Annotated in this window: 22 protein-coding genes; 13 read left to right on the top strand and 9 right to left on the bottom strand. The window is 62.1% G+C overall.

Going from position 1 to position 25,558, the window contains the following annotated elements; all coding sequences use genetic code 11:
* Nucleotide 1: 1 nt before the first annotated feature.
* The 5 genes from JOE32_RS15190 to JOE32_RS15210 all read right to left on the bottom strand — a co-directional run bounded on the left by JOE32_RS15190 (nucleotide 2) and on the right by JOE32_RS15210 (nucleotide 6,976).
* Nucleotides 2–1,222 carry an electron transfer flavoprotein subunit alpha/FixB family protein gene (locus tag JOE32_RS15190; RefSeq protein WP_209985699.1) on the bottom strand — a complete coding sequence of 407 codons (1,221 nt, stop codon included), beginning with the start codon at nucleotides 1,220–1,222 and terminating at the stop codon, nucleotides 2–4.
* Complete coding sequence (dgcB, locus tag JOE32_RS15195) at nucleotides 1,222–3,165, bottom strand: dimethylglycine demethylation protein DgcB (RefSeq protein ID WP_209985702.1); 1,944 nt, start codon at nucleotides 3,163–3,165, stop codon at nucleotides 1,222–1,224. Before dgcB ends, JOE32_RS15190 begins: the two co-directional genes overlap by 1 nt.
* A 157-nt stretch (nucleotides 3,166–3,322) precedes the next feature.
* Nucleotides 3,323–5,383 (bottom strand): dimethylglycine demethylation protein DgcA, encoded by a 2,061-nt coding sequence (dgcA, locus tag JOE32_RS15200; RefSeq protein WP_209985706.1) that lies wholly within the window; start codon nucleotides 5,381–5,383, stop codon nucleotides 3,323–3,325.
* Nucleotides 5,384–5,398: 15 nt separating this feature from the next.
* Nucleotides 5,399–5,929, bottom strand: coding sequence for a DUF5943 domain-containing protein (locus JOE32_RS15205; protein WP_209985709.1), 531 nt, complete (start codon nucleotides 5,927–5,929; stop codon nucleotides 5,399–5,401).
* A gap of 69 nt (nucleotides 5,930–5,998) precedes the next feature.
* A complete protein-coding gene (locus tag JOE32_RS15210; protein ID WP_176996679.1) occupies nucleotides 5,999–6,976 on the bottom strand; it encodes a dipeptidase in 978 nt (325 codons plus the stop codon).
* A 219-nt stretch (nucleotides 6,977–7,195) separates the two neighbouring features.
* Between JOE32_RS15210 and JOE32_RS15215 the strand changes: the two genes are divergently transcribed.
* Both JOE32_RS15215 and JOE32_RS15220 read left to right on the top strand, forming a co-directional pair.
* Nucleotides 7,196–7,597, top strand: coding sequence for a lysozyme inhibitor LprI family protein (locus JOE32_RS15215; RefSeq protein ID WP_057006602.1), 402 nt, complete (start codon nucleotides 7,196–7,198; stop codon nucleotides 7,595–7,597).
* A 40-nt stretch (nucleotides 7,598–7,637) separates the two neighbouring features.
* On the top strand, nucleotides 7,638–8,054 hold the full coding sequence (locus tag JOE32_RS15220; RefSeq protein WP_209985712.1) for a DUF3010 family protein: 417 nt from the start codon (nucleotides 7,638–7,640) through the stop codon (nucleotides 8,052–8,054).
* A 59-nt stretch (nucleotides 8,055–8,113) separates the two neighbouring features.
* On the opposite strand, the gene JOE32_RS15225 is transcribed toward JOE32_RS15220, so the two are convergent.
* Together JOE32_RS15225 and JOE32_RS15230 are read right to left on the bottom strand one after the other, a co-directional pair.
* Nucleotides 8,114–9,292, bottom strand: coding sequence for an AAA family ATPase (locus JOE32_RS15225; RefSeq protein WP_209985715.1), 1,179 nt, complete (start codon nucleotides 9,290–9,292; stop codon nucleotides 8,114–8,116).
* A gap of 68 nt (nucleotides 9,293–9,360) precedes the next feature.
* On the bottom strand, nucleotides 9,361–10,305 hold the full coding sequence (locus JOE32_RS15230) for a GlxA family transcriptional regulator (protein ID WP_209985717.1): 945 nt from the start codon (nucleotides 10,303–10,305) through the stop codon (nucleotides 9,361–9,363).
* Between the two features lie 192 nt (nucleotides 10,306–10,497).
* Here JOE32_RS15230 and JOE32_RS15235 point away from each other — a divergent pair, with 192 nt between their 5' ends.
* The 5 genes from JOE32_RS15235 (at nucleotide 10,498) to JOE32_RS15255 (ending at nucleotide 14,589) form a co-directional block, all read left to right on the top strand.
* Complete coding sequence (locus tag JOE32_RS15235; RefSeq protein ID WP_209985720.1) at nucleotides 10,498–11,442, top strand: choline ABC transporter substrate-binding protein; 945 nt, start codon at nucleotides 10,498–10,500, stop codon at nucleotides 11,440–11,442.
* A gap of 73 nt (nucleotides 11,443–11,515) precedes the next feature.
* Nucleotides 11,516–12,403, top strand: coding sequence for a 3-keto-5-aminohexanoate cleavage protein (locus JOE32_RS15240; protein WP_209985722.1), 888 nt, complete (start codon nucleotides 11,516–11,518; stop codon nucleotides 12,401–12,403).
* Nucleotides 12,404–12,527: 124 nt separating this feature from the next.
* Nucleotides 12,528–13,493 carry an L-carnitine dehydrogenase gene (locus tag JOE32_RS15245; RefSeq protein ID WP_209985725.1) on the top strand — a complete coding sequence of 322 codons (966 nt, stop codon included), beginning with the start codon at nucleotides 12,528–12,530 and terminating at the stop codon, nucleotides 13,491–13,493.
* Between the two features lie 116 nt (nucleotides 13,494–13,609).
* Nucleotides 13,610–14,101, top strand: a complete 492-nt coding sequence (locus tag JOE32_RS15250; RefSeq protein ID WP_209985729.1) for a thioesterase family protein — start codon at nucleotides 13,610–13,612, stop codon at nucleotides 14,099–14,101.
* Between the two features lie 224 nt (nucleotides 14,102–14,325).
* Nucleotides 14,326–14,589, top strand: coding sequence for a hypothetical protein (locus JOE32_RS15255; protein ID WP_209985734.1), 264 nt, complete (start codon nucleotides 14,326–14,328; stop codon nucleotides 14,587–14,589).
* A 95-nt stretch (nucleotides 14,590–14,684) separates the two neighbouring features.
* Here the strand turns inward: JOE32_RS15255 and JOE32_RS15260 are convergent, their stop codons facing one another.
* Both JOE32_RS15260 and JOE32_RS15265 read right to left on the bottom strand, forming a co-directional pair.
* Nucleotides 14,685–15,785, bottom strand: a complete 1,101-nt coding sequence (locus tag JOE32_RS15260) for a GlxA family transcriptional regulator (protein WP_209985736.1) — start codon at nucleotides 15,783–15,785, stop codon at nucleotides 14,685–14,687.
* 499 nt (nucleotides 15,786–16,284) lie between these two features.
* Nucleotides 16,285–17,661, bottom strand: a complete 1,377-nt coding sequence (locus JOE32_RS15265) for an L-serine ammonia-lyase (protein ID WP_209985740.1) — start codon at nucleotides 17,659–17,661, stop codon at nucleotides 16,285–16,287.
* A 415-nt stretch (nucleotides 17,662–18,076) separates the two neighbouring features.
* On the opposite strand from JOE32_RS15265, the gene JOE32_RS15270 reads away from it, so the two are divergent.
* The 6 genes from JOE32_RS15270 (at nucleotide 18,077) to betA (ending at nucleotide 25,360) form a co-directional block, all read left to right on the top strand.
* Nucleotides 18,077–19,024 (top strand): choline ABC transporter substrate-binding protein, encoded by a 948-nt coding sequence (locus JOE32_RS15270; protein ID WP_060548166.1) that lies wholly within the window; start codon nucleotides 18,077–18,079, stop codon nucleotides 19,022–19,024.
* A 69-nt stretch (nucleotides 19,025–19,093) separates the two neighbouring features.
* Nucleotides 19,094–19,939, top strand: a complete 846-nt coding sequence (gene choW / locus JOE32_RS15275; protein WP_015373144.1) for a choline ABC transporter permease subunit — start codon at nucleotides 19,094–19,096, stop codon at nucleotides 19,937–19,939.
* Nucleotides 19,936–21,114: a choline ABC transporter ATP-binding protein gene (choV, locus tag JOE32_RS15280; protein ID WP_209985743.1), complete on the top strand. Its 1,179-nt coding sequence runs from the start codon at nucleotides 19,936–19,938 to the stop codon at nucleotides 21,112–21,114. Before choW ends, choV begins: the two co-directional genes overlap by 4 nt.
* Nucleotides 21,115–21,345: 231 nt before the next feature.
* Nucleotides 21,346–21,939: a transcriptional regulator BetI gene (betI, locus tag JOE32_RS15285; protein ID WP_209985746.1), complete on the top strand. Its 594-nt coding sequence runs from the start codon at nucleotides 21,346–21,348 to the stop codon at nucleotides 21,937–21,939.
* A gap of 62 nt (nucleotides 21,940–22,001) precedes the next feature.
* Nucleotides 22,002–23,474: a betaine-aldehyde dehydrogenase gene (gene betB, locus JOE32_RS15290; protein WP_209985748.1), complete on the top strand. Its 1,473-nt coding sequence runs from the start codon at nucleotides 22,002–22,004 to the stop codon at nucleotides 23,472–23,474.
* A 191-nt stretch (nucleotides 23,475–23,665) separates the two neighbouring features.
* Complete coding sequence (gene betA / locus JOE32_RS15295; protein ID WP_209985752.1) at nucleotides 23,666–25,360, top strand: choline dehydrogenase; 1,695 nt, start codon at nucleotides 23,666–23,668, stop codon at nucleotides 25,358–25,360.
* The last annotated feature ends 198 nt before the right edge of the window (nucleotides 25,361–25,558 follow it).

Genomic DNA, 25,558 nt, shown 5'->3' on the forward strand with positions numbered 1-25,558 from the left:
CTCAAGCCGCGTCGCGCTTGGCGCCGTGGCGGTGGGCCTCGACCGCAGCGATCAAGGCTTGCAGAATCGCGGCACTTTCACCGATCACCGACAGGTCGGCCCGCTTGATCATGTCGCAACCCGGGTCGAGGTTGATCGCCACCACCTTGTCGCAGGCACCGATACCTTGCAGGTGCTGGATCGCCCCGGAAATGCCCACGGCCACGTACACCCGCGCCGTGACCCAGGTGCCGCTGGCGCCGACCTGACGGTCACGCGCCATGAAGCCGTCGTCCACCGCCACCCGTGATGCGCCTTCGGTGGCGCCGAGTGCGGCGGCAGTCTGGTGAAACAGTGCCCAGTCCTTGACCCCGTTGCCGCCGGAGAAAATAAATTCGGCTTCGGCCATGGGAATCGCTGCCGGGTCCACCGCCACCGCGCCCAAATCTTCGATACGCGGCAGGCTGCGCGCCAGGGCTGTGGATAACTCCACCGGTAATACTTCATGGCGCGTGTCGCTGACCGGTTCGGCGCATTCGACGGCGGCGAGGATCAGGCGTGGCAACGGCCGCGCCACATCCTGCTGGCCGGCACCGGCGCGGCCGATGCATTGTTCGTCCTTGACTTGCCAAACCCGCGTGGCCGGACGTTCCTTGAGGCTGGCGGCAAAGCGTCGGCCCAGTTCACCGCCGCCGCTGCGGCTGTCGGGCAGCAACCAGTGGCGTGGGTTGAACTGGTTATCCACAGCGCGCAGACCCTGCACCCGTTGCTCCGGTGAATAACCGTCGAATTCGTGACCCTCCAGCACCAGCAGGCGGTCGACGCCAGCGGTGGCGAATGCGCTTTCCTTGTGCTCGCCAAACACCACGGCCAGCACCGCGCCGTCGTGGCCGGCCAGTTGCCGTGCCAGCCCCAGCAGATCGCGGTCGTGGCTGCTCAGGCGGCCGCCGACCATGTCCGGCACCACGTTGATGTAAAACGCAGGTTCGGCAATCCGGTGCAATGGCAACTGCACTTCCACTGCCGCCGTACGCTTGGCCGCGCCGCCCTGCTGGGCGCCGCTGCGGTCGATGCGCTTGATGCCGTTGGGGCCGATAAAGCCCACGCCATGCACGTTCTTGCGCATGACGCCGTTAGGCCCCATCCAGCTCTGCTGCACAGGCTGCATGGCCGCGTGCAAGGGATGCAGACGGTTACGGGCGATCCATTCGGCCCGTGGGTCGCGGCGGATAATGTCGCTCATCACTGCACCTCCGCAGGTTCACGCTTTAAGGGGGCTTTGGCCGGTGCAGCGTCTTCCAGCAACGCGTCAGCCACCAACTCGGCGATGTCCTTGATCAACGGCCGCGGTTCGACCACGCCTTCGAGCATTGCCGTGCATTGCGGGCAGCCCACGGCCACCAGTTCGGCGCCGGTCTCGCGGATGTCGTCCATGCGCATGTCCGGGATCCGTTGCTTGCCGGGAATGTCCGTGATCGGCGCGCCGCCACCGCCGCCGCAGCAGCGCGAACGGAAGCCCGAGCGTTGCATCTCCTTGACCTCGATGCCCAGCGCACGCAGTACCTGACGCGGCGCCTCGTACTCGCCGTTGTAGCGGCCCAGGTAGCAAGGGTCGTGGTAGGTCACGCTGTTGCCCTTGTGCTGGCCGAGGTGCAGCTTGCCCGCGTCGATCAGTTCGGCCATGAAGGTGCTGTGATGCTGCACCTGGTAGTTGCCGTTGAAGGCGCCGTATTCGTTTTTGAGTACGTGAAAACTGTGCGGGTCGCAGGTGACGATGCGTTTGAAGCAGTACTTCTCCAGGGTCTGGATATTGCGGGTCGCCAGCAGCTGGAAGGTCGCTTCGTCGCCCAGGCGTCGGGCCACATCGCCGCTGTCGCGTTCTTCCAGGCCGAGGACGGCGAAGTCTACCCTGGCGGCCTTCAGCACTTTGACGAAGGCGCGCAGGGTGCGCTGGTTGCGCATGTCGAAGGCGCCGTCGCCGACCCAGAACAGCACATCACAGCTGGCCTTTTCGCTGAGCAACGGCAGGTTCAGATCCGCCGCCCAGTTGAGGCGACCGCCCGGGGCGAAGCCGCCGGGGTTGTCGGTGGCGATCAGGTTTTCCAGCACTTCAGCGCCCTTGTTCGGCGTGGCGCCCCTTTCCAGGGTGAGGTGGCGGCGCATGTCGACGATGGCATCGACGTGCTCGATCATCATCGGGCACTCTTCCACGCAGGCGCGGCAGGTGGTGCATGACCACAGGGTCTCGGCGTCCACCAGGCCGTTGACGATTGGCTGGTGCGGGTTGCCGCCGTGTTCGCCGACGGGTTTGCCCGGATAGGGGCTGCCAGCGAATTTTGCGTCGGTGCCGCCAGCCAGGCCGACGACCATGTCCTGGATCAGTTTTTTCGGGTTCAGCGGCTGGCCGGCGGCGAAGGCCGGGCACGCCGCTTCGCACTTGCCGCACTGCACGCAGGCGTCGAAACCGAGCAGTTGGTTCCAGGTGAAATCCTTGGGCTTTTCCACGCCCAGGGGCGCGCTTTTGTCCGTCAGGTCCAGCGGTTTCAAGCCGGTGGAGCGGCCGCCGCCGAAGCGTTCGGCGCGGCGGTGCCAGGCCAGGTGCAGGGCCCCGGCGAAGGCGTGCTTCATCGGGCCGCCCCAGGTCATGCCGAAGAACATTTCGCACACGCCCCACAGCACACCCACGCTCAGCAATGCAGCGAGCAGCCAGCCGCCAAAGTCAGCGGGCAGAATGCCGGCGACCGGCAAGGTCACGAGGAAGAAGCTCACCGAGAACGCCAGCAAGCTTTTCGGCAGACGCATCCATGGGCCTTTCGACAGGCGCGCGGGCGGGCTGCGGCGGCGCAGGTACATGAAGATCGCGCCGACAAACATCAAGGTCGAGGCCAGCAGCAAGGCGTAGCCGAGGATACGGTTTTGCAGGCCGAACCCATGCACCAGGATCGCCAGCAGCGCCGACAGCACAAAACCCAGCGCCGTGGCGACGTGGGTGTTGGCGATGTATTTGTCGCGGGCGACCACGTGGTGCAAATCGACCATGTAGCGCTTGGGCATGGCCAAAAGGCCGCCCAGCAGGTCGACTTTGGACGCGCGGCCACGGCGCCACATGTTTGCCCGGCGCAGGGCGCCGAGGACGGCGAGGCCCAGGGCGGCAAACAGGAGAATAGGCAGCAAGGTGTTCAACATGGTGAAGCTCCCACAGACCACACAAATCTAAAGTGAAACTGGCCTTTAATGTGGGAGGGGGCTTGCCCCCGATAGCAGTGGGTCAGCTAAAGCTGCATCAACTGACACTCCGCTATCGGGGGCAAGCCCCCTCCCACATTTTTCGACCGTGTGCGGGTCAGAAATCCTTGCACAAGCGCAGGGCGTCGTAGATCGCAGCGTGGGTATTACGCTGCGCCACACAGTCACCGATGCGGAACAGCAAGTACCCCTCGCCCGCCTCGCTCAGGCACGGCTGCGGTTTGATCGCGAACAGCGCTTCGACGTCGATCTGGCCCTTGTTGCGCGAGGCTTCCTTGAGGGCGTAGTAGATGGCCTCGTCCGGACGCACGCCGTTCTCGACCACCACCTGGTCCACCACCCGCTCCTCTTTGGCGCCGGTGTATTCGTTCTCCAGCACCGCCACCAGTTTGTCGCCCTCGCGGTAGACCTTCTCCAGCATCATGTCGCCGGTCATGATCACTTCTTTCGGGTACATGCTGCGGTAGTAGGTGGGGAACGACGTGCCGCCAATCGCCACGCCCGGCTTGATGTCGTCGGTGACGATCTCCACCTGGCAGCCCTTGTCGGCCAGAAAGTCCGCCACCGACATGCCGGTGAACTCGCAGATGGTGTCGTACACCAGCACGTTCTTGCCCGGCGCAACCTTGCCGTCGAGCACGTCCCAGCTGCTCACCACCAGGCCTTCGGCGGCGCCCCAGTGTTCGTTCTGCTCGATGAACGGATGCCCGCCCACCGCCAGCACCACCACGTCAGGGCGCAGGTCGAGGATGGTGTCGGCATCCGCCGCTACGCCCAGGCGCAGGTCGACTTTCAAGCGCGCCAGCTCCAGTTGGAACCAGCGGGTGATCCCGGCAATCTGGTCGCGCTGCGGCGCTTTGGACGCGGTGGTGATTTGCCCGCCGATAAACTCTTTCTTCTCGAACAGGGTCACGTCGTGGCCACGTTCGGCCGCCACGCGCGCAGCTTCCATCCCGGCCGGGCCGGCACCGACCACAACGACCTTGCGTTTCGGTCCGGTGGATTTCTCGATGATGTGCGGCACGCCCATGTATTCACGGGAGGTCGCGGCGTTCTGGATGCACAGCACGTCCAGGCCCTGGTACTGGCGGTCGATGCAGTAGTTGGCGCCGACGCACTGCTTGATCTGGTCGATCTGGCCCATCTTGATCTTGGCGATCAGGTGCGGGTCGGCAATGTGCGCACGGGTCATGCCGACCATGTCCACGTAGCCGCCTTCGAGGATGCGCGTGGCCTGGTTCGGGTCCTTGATGTTCTGCGCGTGCAGCACCGGCACCTTGACCACTTCCTTGATACCGGCGGCCAGGTGCAGGAACGGCTCCGGCGGGTAGCTCATGTTCGGGATCACGTTGGCCAGGGTGTTGTGGGTGTCACACCCCGAGCCCACCACGCCGATAAAATCGAGCATGCCGGTGTCGTCGTAATACTTGGCGATCTGCTTCATGTCCTCGTGGGACAAGCCGTCCGGGTGGAACTCGTCACCACACAGGCGCATGCCCACGCAGAAGTCGTCACCGACCTCGGCGCGCACGGCTTTGAGCACTTCCAGGCCGAACTTCATGCGGCCTTCGAAGGTGCCGCCCCATTCGTCAGTACGCTTGTTGACGCGCGGGCTCCAGAACTGGTCGATCATGTGCTGGTGCACGGCGGACAGTTCCACGCCGTCCAGGCCACCGGCCTTGGCGCGTTTGGCGGCGCTGGCGTAGTTGCCGATCACGCGCCAGATCTCTTCGGGCTCGATGGTCTTGCAGGTGGCGCGGTGCACCGGCTCACGCACCCCGGACGGCGACATCAGGGTCGGCCAGTTAAAACCGTCCCAGCGCGAGCGACGGCCCATGTGGGTAATCTGGATCATGATCTTGGCGCCATGCTTGTGCATGGCGTCGGCCAGGTTCTGGAAGTGCGGGATGATGCGGTCGGTGGACAGGTTCACCGAACTCCACCATTCCTGGGGGCTGTCGATGGCCACCACCGAGGAGCCGCCGCAGATGGCCAGGCCGATACCGCCCTTGGCTTTCTCTTCGTAATACTTCACATAGCGGTCGGTGGTCATGCCGCCGTCGGTGGCATACACCTCGGCGTGGGCGGTACTGAGCACGCGGTTGCGGATGGTCAGTTTGCCGATCTGAATCGGCGCAAACATTGCTTCGAAAGCCATGGCACGGTCCTCGGCTTACAACGGCTTGACGGTGAACAAACCATCTTCGTGACCCTCTTCGGAGCCTCCGTAGACTTGTTCGGCGACGGTGCGAATCTGGCTGCCACGGGCTTGCAGAATCTGGTCCATGGCGCCGGCAAACCAGCCGGTGAACATGTAGTCGACCTTGCGCCCGACCTTGCCGTACACGTAGACGAAGGCCGAGTGTTCGAGCTTGACGCTGGCGGTGCCTTTGTCGAGGTCGATGTCCTGGATCTTGAACAGGCCCCAACCGCGCTGCGAGAGGCGCTTCATGTAGTGCTCGAACACGGCGACGCCTTCCAGGCCGTGGCATTCGGCTTCCTTTTCACACCAGTGCCAGGCGGACTTGTAGCCGGCCTTGTAGAGGATGTCGGCATAGGCGTCGGCACCCAGCACTGCTTCGATGCCCATGTGGTTGTTGACGAAGAAATGGCGCGGCACGTACAGCATCGGCAGGGCGTCGGAGGTCCAGACACCGGTTTCGCTGTCGACTTCGATTGGCAATTGCGGGGCGATCTTGGCCATGGAAACTTAACTCCAGAAAATTCGTTTGGATGCCCCCGGCGCGCATGCCGGAGGAAAAGAGAGGTTGGCTTATTCGCCCCAGACGTCTTTCAAGACGTTGACCCAGTTCTCGCCCATGATCTTGCGCACCACGCGTTCGCTGTGGCCGCGCTTGAGCAGGGTCTCGGTGAGGTTGGGGAATTCGCCCACGGTACGGATGCCCAGCGGGTTGATGATCTTGCCGAAGCTGGTCAGGCGGCGGGCGTAGCCCTTGTCATGGGTCAGCATTTCGAAGAAATCCTGGCCATGGCCCTGAGTGAAGTCGGTGCCGATGCCGATGGCGTCTTCGCCGACGATGTTCATGGTGTATTCGATGGCTTCGGCGTAGTCGTCGATGGTGGAATCGATGCCCTTGGCCAGGAATGGCGCGAACATGGTCACGCCGACAAAACCGCCATGGTCGGCAATGAACTTGAGCTCTTCATCGGACTTGTTGCGCGGGTGCTCTTTGAGGCCGGACGGCAGGCAGTGGGAGTAGCACACCGGCTTTTTCGATTCGAGGATGACTTCTTCGCTGGTCTTGGAGCCAACGTGGGAGAGGTCGCACATGATGCCGACGCGGTTCATCTCGCCGACGACCTCACGGCCAAAGCCGGACAGGCCGCCGTCGCGCTCGTAGCAGCCGGTGCCGACCAGGTTCTGGGTGTTGTAGCACATCTGCACCACACCCACGCCGAGCTGCTTGAAGATCTCGACGTAGCCCAACTGGTCTTCAAAAGCGTGGGCGTTCTGGAAGCCGAAGATGATGCCGGTCTTGCCCAGCTCTTTCGCGCGGCGAATGTCGGCGGTGGTTTTTACCGGGATCACCAGGTCGCTGTTCTCACGGATCAGGGTCTGGCTGGCAACGATGTTGTTGATCGTGGCCTGGAAGCCTTCCCACACCGACACCGTGCAGTTGGCGGCGGTGAGGCCACCTTTGCGCATGTCTTCGAACAGGTCGCGGTTCCACTTGGCAATAATCAGACCGTCGATAACGATGCTGTCGGCGTGCAACTCGGCTGGGCTCATCAGGCGTCCCCTTATTGGCGATTCATGCGCCGAATCGTCTGCCGGCGCTTTGGGGCCAGCATATGCCCCGGGGCTGAACGGACCGGGTGCAAAAACGACAGGGGAATTGCCGAAAGCGTCAATCCGCGACAAAGGCTGCACAGACAGGCCTGACTGGCGGCTGTTCTTTGTCTTACGCTTGAGCCAGAATTCGGCCATCACCTGATATGAGACGGCGCAATGAAATCGATTTTCCTGGCTTTGGCACTCATCGCAACCGGCGTCCACGCCGCCGAAGACACCGACAGCACGCCGTGCGACGGCATCGAAAATGACCAGCAGACCCTCGCCTGCGCCACCTACAACAAGACCACCGCCGAGCAATTGCTCAAGGACAACTATCAGGGCCTGCTCGAGCGCATGGGTTCGACCTACGGCAGCGACAAGACCAAACTGGCCGACATTACCGCCCGTCTGAAGGACGCCCAGCAAAAATGGGAAAAACTGCGCGACGCCGACTGCGCCGTGGACACCTTCCCGGCGGTGAATGGCAGCAAAGCGTATGCGATTGCGCAGAATGATTGCCTGGCACGGATGAGTGATGAACGGTCGGAGTTTTTGGAGTCGATTGGGCAGGAATAAGCGACAATCTGCGCCAACTTGATCTTATCCAGGGCTATTCATGACTATTTGCGGCATCGAAATCAAAGGCAGCGAAGCCATCATCGCGGTGGCCTCACTGGATAACCAGGCGCTGACCCATGTAGCCCTGTCCACCAAGAAAATCGCCCTGGAAGACGACGATGAGGCCGCCAACGTCAAAGCCTTCGCCGCACAGGTGAAGGCCTTCGTACAGGCAAACGCAATCACCCGCATCGCGATCAAGAAGCGCAGCAAGAAAGGTGAGTTTGCCGGTGGGCCGACCACGTTCAAGATTGAAGGGGTGTTTCAGTTGCTGGACGGGGTTGAGGTGACGCTGCTGTCGCCGCAGACCATCAATGCGCAGAACAAGAAGCACACCTTTGACCTGCCGGCGACGCTGAACAAGTATCAGCATGAAGCGTACAAGGCGGCGTGTTCGGCACTGGTCAAGAAGTAAGCCACACTAAAAATCCAGTGTGGGAGCGGGCTTGCTCCCACATTTGATCTCTGTGTTCTTCAGGCAATTGAACGGCGCCGGTGCTGCAGCCAATCCCCGAAGGATTTGTCCTCCAGAGCATAGCCACCCCGGCTCGACTTCCATACCAGCTCTTTATCGCGCAGGGCATCGATACAGGCCTGAATGGTCTGGGTGCCCGGCACTACGTCGCTGCCCATGTCCTCCAGTGCCTTGCTGACGGCCGTGATGGTGCTGTCGGTAAACGGCGCGAACGGTTCGTTGTTCTGGGAGCGCTCCACCATCACTCCCAGCACCGCACGCTGGGGAATGGTGAGGGCGTTCCAGGCACTTTCGAATTCGGTCCAAACGCCGGCGCGCAGCAGTTCGGCGCGGCTGTGCAGCAGTTGGCCCAGGTTGCTGGCCTCGCCCAACTCCAGCGCCACTTCGCCGATGATGGTACGCAGCATCTCCGGGCGACGGCCGACCCGTTCGAAAGCTTCGTCGATGTCCGCAGCGTTGAACTGATTGGTGCTGGCCAAATGCGCGTTTAGGTGCACGGTGTAAGCCTGGGTAAATTCTTTGCCGAGCAAGGGAAACGGCGTAATGCTGGAGCCGAAGAATGGTTGGCTTTTACCGAGGACCAAATGCGCGAGCTTGTCGCGATTGGAGCCAGTGAATACCAGACGCAAGCCACTGCCCTCCTCGTCACGGCCCTGGTTGAGCTGGTCTCGGGCAGCTTTCAACGCGAACATCGCGTTGATGCCGGACTCGGTGGTTAACGCGTGCTGCGCTTCGTCAATCACCAATATGACGGGTTTTTCAGCTGCGCTGTGGAGCAATTCCAAGGCCTGGGTCAACGTCGCACCCACCGGCAATTGAGGCTTGCTGAAGTCCCAGGACAAGGTACGCAGGAAGCTTAGCTTCTCGATTCCAATGTTCTTGGCCAGCTTGCGAATACCCTTTTCATAGGGCACCAGAGCCGCAGCAATTGCGCTGGCAATCAACTCCGCAGGGTCTTTCTCTTTGTCGGCCCAGAGATCGACATACACCGTCAGCCAGCCCCGCAGTTGGCACTCCGGGATCAGGTCTTCGCGCAAAAAGGTGCTTTTGCCGGTGCGACGAGGCGCTGCGAGGAACAGGCCTGAAGTGAAATCCTGAATCCCGGCGCCCACCAAGCCATCAGCAATGCTGCGAGCCAGCGTCGGGCGGCGAAACACAAAGCCGCTGTGCTTGGACATGGTTTTATACTCAATTATTGGAAGAACTATAAATTATAGTCATTAGTATAATTGACTATAATTGCCGGTCAAACCACCTCCCGTCGCCGATCCTCCCTTGGGCATTTTGCAAACCGAGCCCGATAACTCCGGGTGAAATACGACGGCGACTCAAACCCGCACGCAATGCTCACCTCCAGCACGCTCATGCCGCTTTGGCGCAACAGCTGCCGGGCTTTTTCCAGGCGCAGGCCAAGGTAGAAGTTGCTTGGCGTGTCGTTCAAATGCAGGCGAAACAGCCGTTCCAGCTGGCGCCGCGTCACTTTGATCGCTTCGGCGAGGGCCAGTGTGCTCAGCGGCGGCTCGGTGTGCTGCTCCATCTCGCCGATGACCTGCACCAGTTTCTTGTTGTTGATGCCGTAGCGCGTGGCGATCTGCATGCGCTGGTGGTCTTTGCGCGGGCGGATGCGGCCGAGCACGAACTGTTCGGAGACCTGGATCGCCAAGTCAGAGCCGTGGGCCTGAGCGATCAGGTCGAGCATCAGGTCGATGGAGGCGGTGCCGCCGGCGCAGGTGATGCGGCGACGGTCGATTTCGAACAGTTCCTGAGTCACGCTCAGGTGCGGATACGACTCCTTGAAGGCATCGATGGCTTCCCAGTGCAGGGTCACGCGGTGGCCGTCGAACAGGCCGGCTTCGGCCAGCACGCAGGCACCGGTGTCAATGGCGCCCAGGGTCACGCCGTCATGGTCGAGGCGGCGCAGCCAGTGTTCCAGGGCAGGCGTGGCGAACTGCAGCGGTTCGAAGCCGGCCACCACCAACAGCGTCGCGCCTTTGTTCAGCGGTTCCAGCGCAGCGTCGGCGTTGACCGACATGCCGTTGCTCGCCAGCACCGCACCGCCGTCGGCGCTCAGTATGTGCCAGCGGTACAGCTCGCCGCGAAAGCGGTTGGCCACTCGCAGCGGTTCCAGCGCAGAGATGAAGCCGATGGCGGAGAAGCCCGGCATCAGCAAGAAGTAGAAATCCTGAGACATGGTGGGGCTCTCGTCGGCAGGCTAAGTGGCACTGTGATACTCCCGTTGTCGGGCGGATTCAAGGGGGCAGGTCGCTGCAGTGCAAGCGCCGGTCGCCGCTGTGCGTTTTGTGCTCGACGAAGATCCGTAACGTGGCGTCACGGTGCACAAAGACGCCGGCCCCCACAATAACGACCTGCCGAGGGATCCACCATGAACCGACTGATCAGCCGCTGCGTGCTTGCACTCAGCGCCAGCGCCATTTTGAGCACCAACGCTCTGGCCGCCGACGCGGCATCCTGCCAGAACGTGCGCATGGGCGTGGTGAACTGGACCGACGTCATCGCCACCAGCGCCATGACCCAAGTGTTGCTCGACGGCCTCGGCTACACCACCAAACAGACCAGCGCCTCCCAGCAAATCATCTTCGCCGGCATCCGCGACCGGCGCCTGGACCTGTTCCTCGGCTACTGGAACCCGCTGATGACCCAGACCATCACGCCATTCGTCGACGCCAGGCAAGTCAACGTCCTCGACAAACCCAGCCTGGAAGACGCCCGCGCCACCCTCGCCGTGCCGACTTATCTGGCCGACAAGGGCCTGAAAACCTTTGCCGACATCGCCAGGTTCGACAAGGAGCTGGGCGGCAAGATCTACGGCATCGAGCCGGGCTCGGGCGCCAACACGCAGATCAAGGCGATGATCGCCAAGAACCAGTTCGGCCTGGGCAAGTTCCAGTTGGTGGAATCCAGTGAAGCCGGCATGCTCGCCGCCGTCGACCGCGCCGTGCGACGCAAGGAAGCCGTGGTGTTCTTCGGCTGGGCGCCGCACCCGATGAACGTCAACATTGCGATGACCTACCTCGGCGGCAGCGAAGACGCCCTGGGGCCGAACGAGGGCATGGCAAGCGTGTGGACCGTCACCTCACCCACCTACGCCCAACAGTGCCCCAACGTGCACAAGCTGCTGACCAACCTGACCTTCACCGCCGCCGACGAGAGCCGGATGATGCAGCCGCTGCTGGATCACAAGGACGCCCTGGAATCCGCCCGGCAGTGGCTCAAGGACCACCCGCAGGACCAGGCACGCTGGCTGGAAGGTGTGACCACCTTCGACGGCAAACCGGCTGCGGCCAACCTGCAACTGACCGGTAAATAACCCGTTTTCAATCACTGTTTCGCGGTCGCTTTCGACCGCGAGCGGCACCACCACGCCTGTAAGGAACCGCCCCATGAACCACGACGTCATCATCACCTGCGCACTCACCGGTGCTGGCGACACGACCAGCCGCAGCCCCCACGTGCCGGTCACCCCCAAACAGATCGCCGCCGCTGCCGTGGAGGCCGCCAAGGCCGGCGCCACGGTGGTGCACTGCCACGTACGTGATCCAGAGACCGGCAAGTTCAGCCGCGACGTGGCGCTGTACCGCGAAGTGATGGAGCGCATCCGCGAAGCCGACATCGACATCATCGTCAACCTCACCGCCGGCATGGGCGGTGACCTGGAGATCGGCGGCGGCGAGAACCCGATGGCATTCGGCCCCAACACCGACCTGGTCGGCCCGCTGACCCGCCTGGCCCACGTCGAAGAACTGTTGCCGGAGATCTGCACCCTGGACTGCGGCACCCTCAATTTCGGCGATGGCGACACCATTTACGTGTCCACCCCGGCGCAATTGCGGGCCGGCGCCAAACGCATCCAGGAACTGGGCGTAAAAGCCGAGCTGGAAATTTTCGACACCGGCCACCTCTGGTTCGCCAGGCAGATGATCAAGGAAGGCCTGCTGGATAACCCGCTGTTTCAGCTGTGCCTGGGCATCCCCTGGGGCGCGCCGGCCGACACCACCACCATGAAAGCCATGGTCGACAACCTGCCGACCGACGCGGTGTGGGCCGGCTTCGGCATCGGCCGCATGCAGATGCCGATGGCGGCGCAGGCGGTGCTGCTGGGCGGCAACGTGCGGGTGGGCCTGGAAGACAACCTGTGGCTGGACAAGGGTGTGCTTGCTACCAATGGCCAGTTGGTGGAGCGCGCCAGCGAGATCCTCAGCCGCCTGGGTGCGCGGGTCCTCAGCCCCGCCGAGGGCCGAATCAAGATGGGTCTGACCAAACGCGGTTAAAGAATGTGGGAGGGGGCTTGCTCCCGATAGCAGTGTGTCAGCCAATAAATCCATCAACTGACCCATCGCCATCGGGAGCAAGCCCCCTCCCACAAGGGATTAGCGAACTCTTTAGGAATGTGCCATGAGTTTTATCACTGAAATCAAAACCTTCGCCGCCCTCGGCAGCGGTGTTATCGGCAGCGGCTGGGTATCCCGCGCCCTGGCCCACGGCCTCGATGTGGTGGCCTGGGACCCGGCCCCCGGTGCCGAAGCGGCCCTGCGCAAACGTGTCGCCAACGCCTGGGCTGCCCTGGAAAAACAAGGCCTGGCACCCGGTGCATCCCAGGGCCGCCTGCGCTTTGTGCCAACCATTGAAGAGTGCGTAAAAGACGCCGACTTCATCCAGGAAAGCGCCCCGGAACGCCTGGAGTTGAAGCTGGAATTGCACAGCAAAATCAGCGCCGCAGCCAGGCCGAACGCCTTGATCGGCTCCAGCACTTCGGGCCTGTTGCCGAGTGAGTTCTACGAGGGCTCGACCCACCCGGAGCGTTGCGTGGTCGGGCACCCGTTCAACCCGGTGTATCTGCTGCCGCTGGTGGAAGTGGTGGGCGGCCGGCACACCGCGCCCGAGGCCATCCAGGCAGCGATCAAAGTGTACGAATCCCTCGGCATGCGCCCGCTGCATGTGCGCAAGGAAGTCCCCGGGTTTATCGCCGACCGACTGCTCGAAGCGCTGTGGCGGGAGGCGTTGCACCTGGTGAATGACGGCGTGGCCACCACCGGTGAGATCGACGATGCGATTCGCTTTGGCGCGGGGTTGCGCTGGTCGTTCATGGGCACGTTTCTCACCTACACCCTGGCGGGCGGCGATGCCGGTATGCGGCACTTCATGGCACAGTTCGGTCCTGCGTTGCAGTTGCCGTGGACTTACCTGCCCGCACCGGAATTGACTGACAAGCTGATCGACGATGTGGTCGATGGCACCCGCGATCAGTTGGGCAAACACAGCATTTCGGCGCTGGAGCGCTATCGTGATGATTGCCTGCTGGCAGTGCTTGAAGCAGTGAAGAGCACCAAGGCAAAACACGGCATGACCTTCGCCGAATAACCCAATGTGGGAGCGGGCTTGCTCGCGAAGGCGGTGTGTCAGGCAACTAATTTGCTACTGATGTACCGCATTCGCGAGCAAGCCCGCTCCCACATTTTTGACCGAGTACAAACCCCATGCCCGTACTGAAAACCTATACCACCAACATCCAACAGGACTGGGTGGACTACAACGGTCATCTGCGCGATGCGTTCTACCTGCTGATTTTCAGCTACGCCACCGACGCGCTGATGGACACCCTGGGCCTGGACAGCGACAACCGCGAAGCCAGCGGCCACTCGTTGTTCACCCTGGAGCTGCACCTGAACTACCTGCACGAAGTCAAACTCGGCGCCGAGGTGCAGGTGCACACCCAACTGATCGCCTTTGATGCCAAGCGCCTGCACCTCTATCACAGCCTGCATTGGGTGGGCGACGAGAAGGAGTTGGCAGGCAACGAGCAGATGCTGTTGCACGTCGACCTGGCCGGCCCGCACGCGACGCCGTTCAGCGAGGTCACATTGGCAAGACTCATGGCCCTCAGCGCCGGGCAGAAGGATCTCCCCAGGCCCGCCCTGCTGGGCCGGGTGATCGGTTTGCCGACAAAAAAAGCCCCGATCCAGCCGTGACTGAATCGGGGCAGAGGTGCCTTGTGTGAGCCATGCATCCCGAGGGTGACCAAACCGTCAAGCTGCTTGCCTGGGTGCAGTGTGCCGGTTCATGCGCTCGCCACCTGCCCCCAAAACGACACCCTCATAGCCATTCGAGGCATTCGGGCATTCTGCCCTTGCCGAGCGGTCGGGGGGCTACCAGAATCCGAGTCAATCCAGCTCCGTTAACCAGGGTAAACGTCATGATGCACGCGGATTTGATTGACCAGGATGACCTGCTGAGCCAACTGCGCTCGCTGGGTTTCGACGTGTCCAGCGGCGCCAGCGCCGAGCAGGCCTGCGAGTGTGCGGTGCGCGGTTTGAGTGACGAGCGGGCGAAGGCGCTCCAGAGGATGGTTGAGCGGATGTATGGCGGCAGTGCGACGATCCTGCCAGCGGTGAGGCAGGCAATTGACAGGCAGTTGCTGCCGGCATTGATGCAATTCAAACAGAATTCCGGCGCCTGACAGGGCGCTATCGGGAGCAAGCCCCCTCCCACATTTTGAATTGTGAATACCTTCAAATGTGGGAGGGGGCTTGCTCCCGATACAGGCGACGCGGTCTACAGCCTTACACTGGCAAACGTCGACTCATTGCGCGCCTGGCTCAACGCCGACATCGGCCCCGACAACGGCGACAACAGCGCCTGCGGAATCGGCAGCATCGCCACCTGCTGGGTGGTGTTGGAGCCGACGCGTTCATCGCGTGGCGGAATGCCGAAGTATTCGCGGTAGCACTTGGAAAAATGCGGCGTGGACACAAACCCGCACACCGATGCCACTTCGATGATCGACATCGGCGTTTGCTTGAGCAACTGCCGCGCACGGATCAGACGCAGTTTGAGGTAATAGCGCGACGGCGAGCAGTGCAGGTATTTCTGGAACAGCCGCTCCAGTTGGCGTCGCGACACGGCGACGTACACCGCCAGTTCATCCAGGTCGATCGGCTCTTCGAGGTTGGCTTCCATCAACGCGACGATTTCCTGCAGCTTCGGCTGGTTGGTGCCGAGCATGTGCTTGAGTGGCACGCGCTGGTGATCCTGTTCGTTGCGGATGCGTTCGTAGACGAACATTTCGGAGATGGCCGCCGACAATTCACGGCCGTGGTCGCGGCTGATCAGGTGCAGCATCATGTCCAGCGGCGCGGTGCCGCCGGAGCTGGTGAAGCGGTTGCGGTCGAGGGTGAACAGGCGCGTGCTCATGGCCACGCGCGGGAAAGCTTCCTGCATCGACGCCAGGCATTCCCAGTGCACGCTGCAATCGAACCCGTCGAGCAAACCGGCACAGGCCAGCGCCCAACTGCCGGTGCACACCGCACCCAGGCGGCGCGACTGGCGCGCCTGGCTCTGCAGCCACGACACGTGCTCACGGGTCACGGTGCGCTGGATGCCCACGCCGCCGCACACAATGACGGTGTCCAGGGCCGGGGCTTTGTGCATGGAGGCATCGGGCGTGATTTGCAGACCGTCGCTGGCCCACACCTGGCTGCCGTCGGCACTCAGGGTGGTCCAGCGATACAGTTCGCGACCGGACAGCTGATTGGCCATGCGCAGCGGTTCCACCGCCGACGCCAGGGAAATCAGCGTGAAATTGTCCAGCAGCAAAAAGCCGATGGATTGAGGCGCACGGTTCTGGGGTTGGGCCCCTGAGTTGAACGACGTCATCGCGGTATCTCCTCACACAAAGCAGTTGATGGCCTCAGGCGAGGCTCTTGTTATTGCGCTCTTCATCCATAAAGAAGAGAGGCTTTGAATTGCTAGAGCAAATGCCGTGCCTGAATTTGAATGCCTATTCAATAAATCCTGAAAACGACCTGTTGACGCGTCTATACAAGCCCACGCAGGGAGTACGGGATACGGCTGAAAAAGGCGCTCGTTCAAAAGGGGTGAGCAGATCGGTAGCACTTGTGGGAAGGCGCTTTGCGGGCGTAGGAGTAGTCTGTCACCCCATGCGCAGGTGACGGGTCGTTAAGGGGGAAGTCGTTCGCTAGCTACTTATCTATTTGCGACGCGCTAAAAGGTGGCGCTTTTGGGTCCGGGTGTTCACTTTATGAGCAGTGTCAGCTGAGCGACCGCTATCGGGAGCAAGCCCCCCTCCCACATTTGAAGGTATTCACAATTCAAAATGTGGGAGGGGCTTGCTGCCGATGCAGGCAACTCGGTCTCAGCACTCAACCGCGCTGACCGCCAAGCCACCGCGCGACGTTTCCTTGTACTTGTCATGCATGTCCGCGCCGGTATCACGCATGGTGCGGATCACCCGGTCCAGGGAGATAAAGTGCTGCCCATCGCCACGCAGGGCCATTTGCGCGGCGTTGATCGCTTTCACTGCGGCAATCGCATTGCGCTCGATGCACGGCACCTGCACCAGGCCACCCACCGGATCGCAGGTCAGACCAAGGTTGTGCTCCAGGCCGATTTCGGCGGCGTTGCACAGTTGCTCCGGGGTCGCGCCAAGAATCTCCGCCAGCCCGGCGGCGGCCATGGCGCACGCAGAACCCACCTCGCCCTGGCAGCCGACTTCGGCGCCGGAGATCGACGCGTTCTTCTTGCACAGAATCCCCACCGCCGCAGCGCCGAGCATGTAGTCGACCACGTTGGCTTCGGTGACGTCTTCGCTGAATTTCATGAAGTAGTGCAGCACTGCCGGAATGATCCCTGCCGCGCCGTTGGTGGGGGCGGTGACCATGCGCCCGCCGGCGGCGTTCTCTTCGTTGACCGCCAGGGCGAACAGGTTGACCCACTCCATGGCGCTCAGGGTCGAGCCGATCACATTCGGTTTGCCCAGCTCTTGCAGGCTGCGGTGCAACCTGGCCGCACGGCGCCGCACATTCAGCCCGCCGGGGAGGATGCCTTCATGCTTGAGGCCCTGCTCCACGCAATCCTGCATGGCGCGCCAGAGCTTCATCAGGCCGCTGCGGATTTCCTCTTCGGAGCGCCACACCTTTTCGTTGGCCAGCATCAGTTCGGCGACGCGCAGGTTGTGGGTCTTGCACAACTGCAACAACTCGGCCGCGCTGGAAAAATCATAGGGCAGCTCGGTGCGGTCCATGTCGGCCACGCCGCTTTGCGCCTGGGCCTCGTCCACCACAAAGCCGCCACCCACCGAGTAGTAGGTGTCGCGGTGCAATTCGCCGTGCTGGTCAAACACCACCAGGGTCATGGCATTGGGGTGAAACGGCAGGTTTTCGTCGAGCAGGCGCATGTCCCGCGCCCACACGAAGGGCACCGGCAAACGCCCGTCGAGCAGCAGCGTGTCGGTTTCGCGCAGGGTGCTGATGCGGATGCCGATCTGCGACGGATCAATCGCGTCCGGCCACTCGCCCATCAGGCCCATGATGGTGGCGGTGTCGCTGCCGTGACCGATGCCGGTGGCCGACAATGACCCGTACAGCTGAACTTCGACGCGGCAAACCTGTTCCAACAGGTCACGTTCACGCAGTGTCTGAACGAACAACGCCGCGGCGCGCATGGGGCCGACGGTGTGAGAACTCGAAGGCCCGATGCCGATCTTGAACAGGTCGAAAACGCTGATAGCCATTAACGTGAAACTCCTCGGTGGACACAAATCGGACACCCGGGAGCTGCTACGCTCAGATCGCCCAGATGGCGGCATCATCAGGCTTTTGTCCGCCGTCACGGCGTCTCACACCGACGCAACCATGCTCACCAGCGTCGCCTGCGTGCAATCGCCTGTTTTGGCCGTTTTTTGCGGTGCGCAAGGCTGAAAACTGCGGTTTTGCCTTGGGAAAAATCTGTAAGCGACGTCACCAATACTGGATACGACCCTCCCTGTACTGGATACGACGCCCCCTGTAGGCGTCAGATTTTCACTGGTACATGATCAGTCCCGACTCGTTTGCAAGGCACCGTGCCAGAGCTGCATCGCACGCTCCAACCGCAACACCTATAAAGCGCGGCGATTGCCGCCAGAAAAAACACAGGAGTCTAGCCCTATGAAAGCTTCACCCTCGTTGTTGTTGGCCGCCATGCTGAGTCTGCCCGTCATGACTCACGCTGCAGAACCGGAACAGTGCAAGACCGTCAACTTCTCCGATGTCGGCTGGACCGACATTACCGTCACCACCGCGACCACCAGCGAAATCCTCAAGGGCCTGGGCTACAAGCCGCGCACCACGATGATTTCGGTACCTGTGACCTACAAGTCGCTGGCCGACGGCAAGAACATGGACATCTTCCTCGGCAACTGGATGCCGACCATGGAAAACGACATCAAGCAGTACCGTGATGCCGGCACCGTGGAAACCGTACGCGCCAACCTGGAGAACGCCAAGTACACCCTGGCCGTGCCGGAAGCGCTGTACAACAAGGGCCTGAAAGACTTCGCCGATATCGCCAAATTCAAGGACGAGCTGGACGGCAAGATCTACGGCATCGAGCCTGGCAACGACGGCAACCGCACCATCCAGACCTTGATCGACAAAGACGCCTTCGGCCTCAAGACCGCCGGTTTCAAAGTCGTCGAGTCCAGCGAAGCCGGGATGCTTTCGCAGGTGGAGCGCGCTGCCCGGCGCGACAAGGCCATCGTGTTCCTTGGCTGGGAACCGCACCCGATGAACACCCGCTTCAAAATGAAATACCTGACCGGGGGGGATGACTCATTCGGCCCCAACTACGGCCAGGCCACCATCTACACCAACACCCGCAAGGGCTACACCCAGGAATGCAGCAACGTGGGCCAGTTGCTGAAAAACCTGGTGTTCAGCCTCGACATGGAAAGCACCCTGATGGGCAAGGTCCTGGACGACAAACAGAAGCCCGACGCCGCCGCCAAGGCCTGGCTGAAAGCCAACCCGCAAGTCCTCGATACCTGGCTCGCCGGTGTCACCACCGTCGACGGCAAACCCGGGCTCGACGCCGTTAAAGCTTACCTCGCCAAATAACCCCCGCTGACCCCGGGCCGGTGCGCTGGCCCGGGATGTTTTCCCCTTCGCATGTGGACATTCACTACCATGCTGACTGAACAGAAAATCCCACTAGGCCAGTACATCGCTGCCTTCGTCGAATGGTTGACCGAACACGGTGCCAACTACTTCGACGCAATCGCATCGACACTGGAAACGATGATCCACGGCGTGACGTTCGCGCTGACCTGGTTCAATCCACTGGCATTGATCGGTCTGATTGCGCTGCTGGCTCACTTCATTCAACGCAAATGGGGACTGACTGTCTTCGTCATCGTCTCCTTCCTGCTGATCCTCAACCTGGGGTACTGGCAGGAAACCATGGAAACCCTCGCGCAGGTGCTGTTCGCCACCCTGGTCTGCGTGGTCATCGGCGTGCCGCTGGGCATTGTTGCCGCGCACAAGCCGATGTTCTACACCATGATGCGGCCGGTACTCGATCTGATGCAGACCGTACCGACCTTCGTCTACCTCATCCCTACCCTGACCCTCTTCGGGCTGGGTGTGGTGCCTGGCCTGATCTCCACGGTGGTGTTCGCGATTGCCGCGCCCATCCGGCTGACCTACCTGGGCATCCGCGATGTACCGCAAGAGTTGATGGACGCCGGCAAGGCCTTCGGCTGCTCGCGCCGTCAGTTGCTCTCGCGCATTGAACTGCCCCACGCCATGCCGAGCATTGCCGCCGGTATTACCCAATGCATCATGCTGTCGTTGTCGATGGTGGTGATCGCCGCGCTGGTGGGCGCCGACGGCCTCGGCAAACCGGTGGTCAACGCGCTGAACACCGCCGATATCGCCCTGGGCTTTGAAGCGGGCCTGGCGATCGTGTTGCTGGCCATCATGCTCGACCGCATCTGCAAACAACCCGAAGCCAAAGCAGGGGGTGATGCATGAGCATTATCCGATTCGACAAGGTCGACGTGATCTTCTCCAAGGACCCACGCGAAGCGCTCAAGCTGCTGGACCAGGGCATGAGCCGTAACGAGATTCTGAAAAAAACCGGGCAGATCGTCGGCGTGGAAAACGCCAGCCTGGATATCCAGAAAGGCGAAATCTGCGTGCTGATGGGCCTGTCGGGCTCCGGCAAGTCGAGCCTGCTGCGCTGCATCAACGGCCTCAACACCGTGAGCCGTGGCCAGTTGTTCGTCGAGCATGAAGGCCGCCAGATCGATATCGCCTCGTGCACACCCGCGGAGCTTAAGATGATGCGCACCCAGCGCATTGCCATGGTGTTCCAGAAGTTCGCCCTGATGCCCTGGCTGACGGTGCGCGAAAACATCAGCTTTGGTCTGGAAATGCAGGGTCGCCCGGAGAAAGAGCGCCGCAAGCTGGTGGATGAAAAACTCGAGCTGGTGGGCCTGACGCAATGGCGCAACAAGAAGCCGGACGAGCTGTCGGGCGGCATGCAGCAACGTGTGGGCCTGGCCCGTGCGCTGGCGATGGACGCCGACATCCTGCTGATGGACGAACCTTTCTCCGCCCTCGACCCGCTGATCCGCCAGGGCCTGCAGGATGAACTGCTGGAACTGCAGCGCAAGCTGAACAAGACCATCGTGTTCGTCAGCCACGACCTGGATGAGGCGCTCAAACTGGGCAGCCGCATCGCGATCATGAAGGACGGCAAGATCATCCAGTACAGCGTGCCCGAAGAGATCGTGCTGAACCCGGCCGATGACTACGTGCGCACCTTCGTCGCGCACACCAACCCGCTGAACGTGCTGTGCGGCCGCAGCCTGATGCGCACGCTGGACAACTGCACGCGCGTCAACGGCTCTGTGTGCCTGGACCCGGGCGGCGACTCGTGGCTGGACCTGGCCGAAGGCAATACCATCCAGGGCGCGCGGCAGAACGGCGTGGTCATGAATCTGCAGAACTGGGCGCCGGGCCAGGCCGTGGAAAGCCTGGAGCGGGTACCGACGCTGGTGGATTCCAATATCGGCATGCGCGATGCGTTGCAGATTCGCTACCAGACCGGCAACAAGCTGGTGTTGCATGACAACCACAAGGTGGTAGGCATCCTCGGAGACAGTGAGCTGTACCACGCCCTGCTGGGCAAAAACCTGGGCTGACAGACACTGCACAACAACCTGTGGGAGGGGGCTTGCTCCCGATAGCGGTGTATCAGCCACAGAGGGTGTGGCTGGCAGCCTGCCATCGGGAGCAAGCCCCCTCCCACTTTTTTTGTGCCGATTCCAGCCTGTGATTTTTTATTGATTGAACGTTCAATCAAAACAAAATAGACTGCCCCTCAAGCCGATGGCCGCATTTGGCCCATCAGCGGCCTAAGGAAGAGGTGAAACATGCCCAAGGTCGGTATGCAACCCATACGCCGCCAGCAGTTGATCGAGGCCACATTGACGGCCATCGACCAGGTCGGCATGGCAGACGCCAGCATTGCGCTGATCGCGCGTCTGGCCGGGGTGTCGAACGGCATCATCAGCCACTACTTTCAGGACAAGAACGGCCTGATCGCGGCAACCATGCGTTACCTGATGAACGTGCTGATCGAGCGCGTCCAGGAGCGCCGACAGGCGTTAGAAGACGACAGCCCCCGTGCACACCTGCAGGTGATCATCGGCGGCAACTTCGACGCCAGCCAGGTCAGTGGCCCGGCAATGAAAACCTGGCTGGCCTTCTGGGCCGCCAGCATGCACCACCCGTCATTGCACAGGTTGCAGCGGATCAACGATCACCGCCTGTATTCCAACCTGTGCTGTCAGTTCCGCCGTGTGCTGCCGCTGCCCGAAGCACGCAGCGCAGCCCGCGGCCTGGCGGCCCTGATCGACGGTTTGTGGTTGCGCGGCGCCCTCTCGGGAGACGCTTTCGACACGGCGCAGGCGCAGCGGATCGCTGACGAATACATGGACTTCCAATTGGCCAAGCAGGCGAGCTAGCGCACCAACACGCGCTCAACTCCCCAAACGCGCCAACCCATTAATGCACATGCGAGGACTTTATGGCCCGTTTCGAAACGCAAAAACTCTACATTGACGGCGGCTACAGCGACGCTGGCAGCGATGCCACCTTTGAAGCCATCAACCCGGCTAACGGTGAAGTTCTCGCCCACGTGCAACGCGCCACCTTCGATGACGTCGAGCGTGCCGTGGTCAGCGCCGAAAAAGGCCAGAAAATCTGGGCCGCGATGACCGCCATGGAGCGTTCGCGCATCCTGCGTCGCGCCGTCGATATCCTGCGCGAGCGCAACGACGAGCTGGCCGCCCTGGAAACCCTGGACACCGGTAAAGCCTTTTCCGAAACCCAATTCGTCGACGTCGTCACCGGCGCCGACGTGCTGGAATACTACGCAGGCCTGGTGCCGGCTATCGAAGGCGAGCAGATTCCGCTGCGCGACACCTCGTTCGTCTACACCCGCCGCGAACCGCTGGGCGTGGTGGCCGGTATCGGCGCGTGGAACTACCCGATCCAGATCGCCCTGTGGAAATCCGCACCGGCCCTGGCCGCCGGCAACGCGATGATCTTCAAGCCCAGCGAAGTCACCTCGCTGACCACCCTGAAACTGGCCGAGATCTACACCGAAGCCGGCGTACCGGCAGGCGTGTTCAACGTACTAACCGGCAGCGGCCGCGAAGTCGGCACCTGGCTCACCGAGCACCCGCGCATCGAGAAAGTCTCGTTCACCGGCGGCACCGACACCGGCAAGAAGGTGATGGCCAGCGCTTCCAGCTCATCGCTCAAGGAAGTGACCATGGAACTGGGCGGCAAGTCGCCGCTGATCGTGTTCGAAGACGCCGACCTGGACCGCGCCGCCGACATCGCAATGATGGCCAACTTCTACAGCTCCGGCCAGGTGTGCACCAACGGCACCCGCGTGTTCGTGCCCAAGCAGCTGCAATCGGCGTTCGAAGCCAAGATCCTTGAGCGTGTGGCGCGCATTCGCGTCGGCGACCCGCAGGACGAAAACACCAACTTCGGCCCGCTGGTCAGCTTCGCCCACATGGAAAGCGTGCTGGGCTACATCGCCAAGGGCAAAGAGCAGGGCGCACGCCTGCTGTGCGGCGGCGAGCGCATGACCGAAGGCGACCTGGCCAAAGGCGCCTACGTGGCCCCGACTGTGTTCAGCGATTGCACCGACGACATGGTGATCGTGCGTGAAGAAATCTTCGGCCCGGTAATGAGCCTGCTCACCTACGAGACTGAAGAAGAAGTGATCCGCCGCGCCAACGACACCGACTTCGGCCTGGCTGCTGGCCTTGTGACCAAGGACCTGAACCGCGCCCACCGCGTGATTCATCAGCTCGAAGCGGGCATCTGCTGGATCAACGCCTGGGGCGAGTCCGACGCGAAAATGCCGGTGGGCGGCTACAAGCAATCGGGTGTGGGCCGCGAGAACGGGATCAGCTCGCTGAACAACTTCACCCGCATCAAATCGGTACAGGTTGAGCTGGGCGACTACGCCTCGGTGTTCTAAAACCGGGGGCAATGCCCCCCTATGGCGAGCGGGCTTGCCCCGCGCTGGGCTGCGAAGCAGCCCCATTCCAGCCCGGCACAGTCTTTTCAGATAGAACTCCAGCGCTGATTTTGCGACTGCTGCGCAGTCGAACGGGGGCAAGCCCCCTCGCCACAAAAGCAGCCGAACCCAATTTTACGAGGGTGCATCCAATGTCCCAAGAATACGACTACATCATTGTGGGTGCCGGCTCGGCCGGTAACACCCTGGCGACCCGTCTGACCGAAGACGAAGGCGTCACCGTTCTGCTGCTGGAAGCCGGCGGCCCCGACTATCGTCTGGATTTCCGCACCCAGATGCCCGCCGCCCTGGCGTTCCCACTGCAAGGCCGCCGCTACAACTGGGCCTACGAGACCGATCCCGAGCCACACATGAACGGGCGCCGGATGGAATGCGGTCGCGGCAAGGGTCTGGGCGGTTCCTCGCTGATCAACGGCATGTGCTACATCCGTGGCAACGCGATGGACTACGACAACTGGGCCAAATTGCCGGGCCTGGAAGACTGGACTTACCTCGACTGCCTGCCGTACTTCCGCAAGGCCGAAACCCGCGACATCGGCCCGAATGACTGGCACGGCGGCGACGGCCCGGTCAGTGTGACCACGCCCAAGGCCGGCAATAACCCGCTGTTCAGCGCCATGGTGGAAGCCGGCGTGCAGGCCGGTTACCCGCGTACCGAAGACCTGAACGGCTACCAGCAGGAAGGCTTCGGCCCGATGGACCGCACCGTCACGCCCAACGGCCGTCGTGCCAGCACTGCGCGCGGTTACCTGGACACCGCCAAAAAGCGTTCGACCCTGACCATCGTCACCCACGCCCTCACCGACAAGGTGCTGTTCGAAGGCAAACGTGCAGTGGGCGTGCGTTACCTGATCGGTGCCGCCGAAGAACGCGTTGAAGCCCGTGCACGTAAAGAAGTATTGGTCTGCAGCGGCGCAATCGCTTCTCCGCAACTGCTGCAACGCTCCGGCGTCGGCCCGGCCAAACTGCTGGAGAGCCTCGACATCCCGGTGGTCCACGACCTGCCCGGTGTCGGCGAAAACCTGCAGGACCACCTTGAGCTGTACCTGCAATACGCATGCACCCAACCGGTGTCGCTGTACCCGTCGCTGCTCTGGTACAACCAGCCGGCCATCGGTGCCGAGTGGCTGTTCAATGGCACCGGCATCGGCGCCAGCAACCAGTTCGAAGCCGGCGGTTTCATCCGTTCGCGTCCGGAATTCGAATGGCCGAACATCCAGTATCACTTCCTGCCGGTGGCGATCAATTACAACGGCAGCAAGGGTGTGCAGGAGCACGGTTTCCAGGCGCACATGGGCTCCATGCGTTCGCCAAGCCGTGGCCGTGTGCAGGTAAAGTCGAAGAATCCACGGGACTACCCGAGCATCCTCTTCAACTACATGGCCTCGGAGCAGGACTGGGAAGAATTCCGCGACGGCATCCGCCTGACCCGCGAAATCATGCAGCAGCCGGCGCTGGACCCTTACCGTGGCCGCGAAATCAGCCCGGGCATCGAGGTGCAAACCGATGAACAGCTCGACACGTTCATCCGCGAGCACGCCGAAACGGCCTACCACCCTTCATGCTCGTGCAAGATGGGCACCGACGAGATGGCCGTGGTCGATGGCGAAGGCCGCGTGCATGGCATGCAGGGCCTGCGTGTGGTGGATGCGTCGATCATGCCGATCATCACCACCGGCAACCTGAACGCGCCAACGATCATGATCGCCGAGAAAATCGCCGACAGGATCCGCAACCGCCAGCCGTTGCCACGCAGCACTGCCGACTACTACGTGGCGGGCGATGCGCCGGTGCGCGGCAAACCGCTGCGTGAGATTGCGCAGTAACTGATACACCTTGTGGCGAGCGGGGTTGCCCTAATGTCGTTCAGTTAAGCGCAGATTCCCTGTGGCGAGCAGGCTTGTCCTGCGTTGGGCTGCGCAGCAGCCCCAAAACCAGACGCTGAGCCGTATCAGGTACACCGCGTTTTGCTCGATGGGGGGCGCTTCGCACCCCAACGCGGGGCAAGCCCGCTCGCCACAATA

The sequence above is a fragment of the Pseudomonas sp. PvP025 genome (genome assembly GCF_017832155.1).
GTDB lineage: Bacteria > Pseudomonadota > Gammaproteobacteria > Pseudomonadales > Pseudomonadaceae > Aquipseudomonas.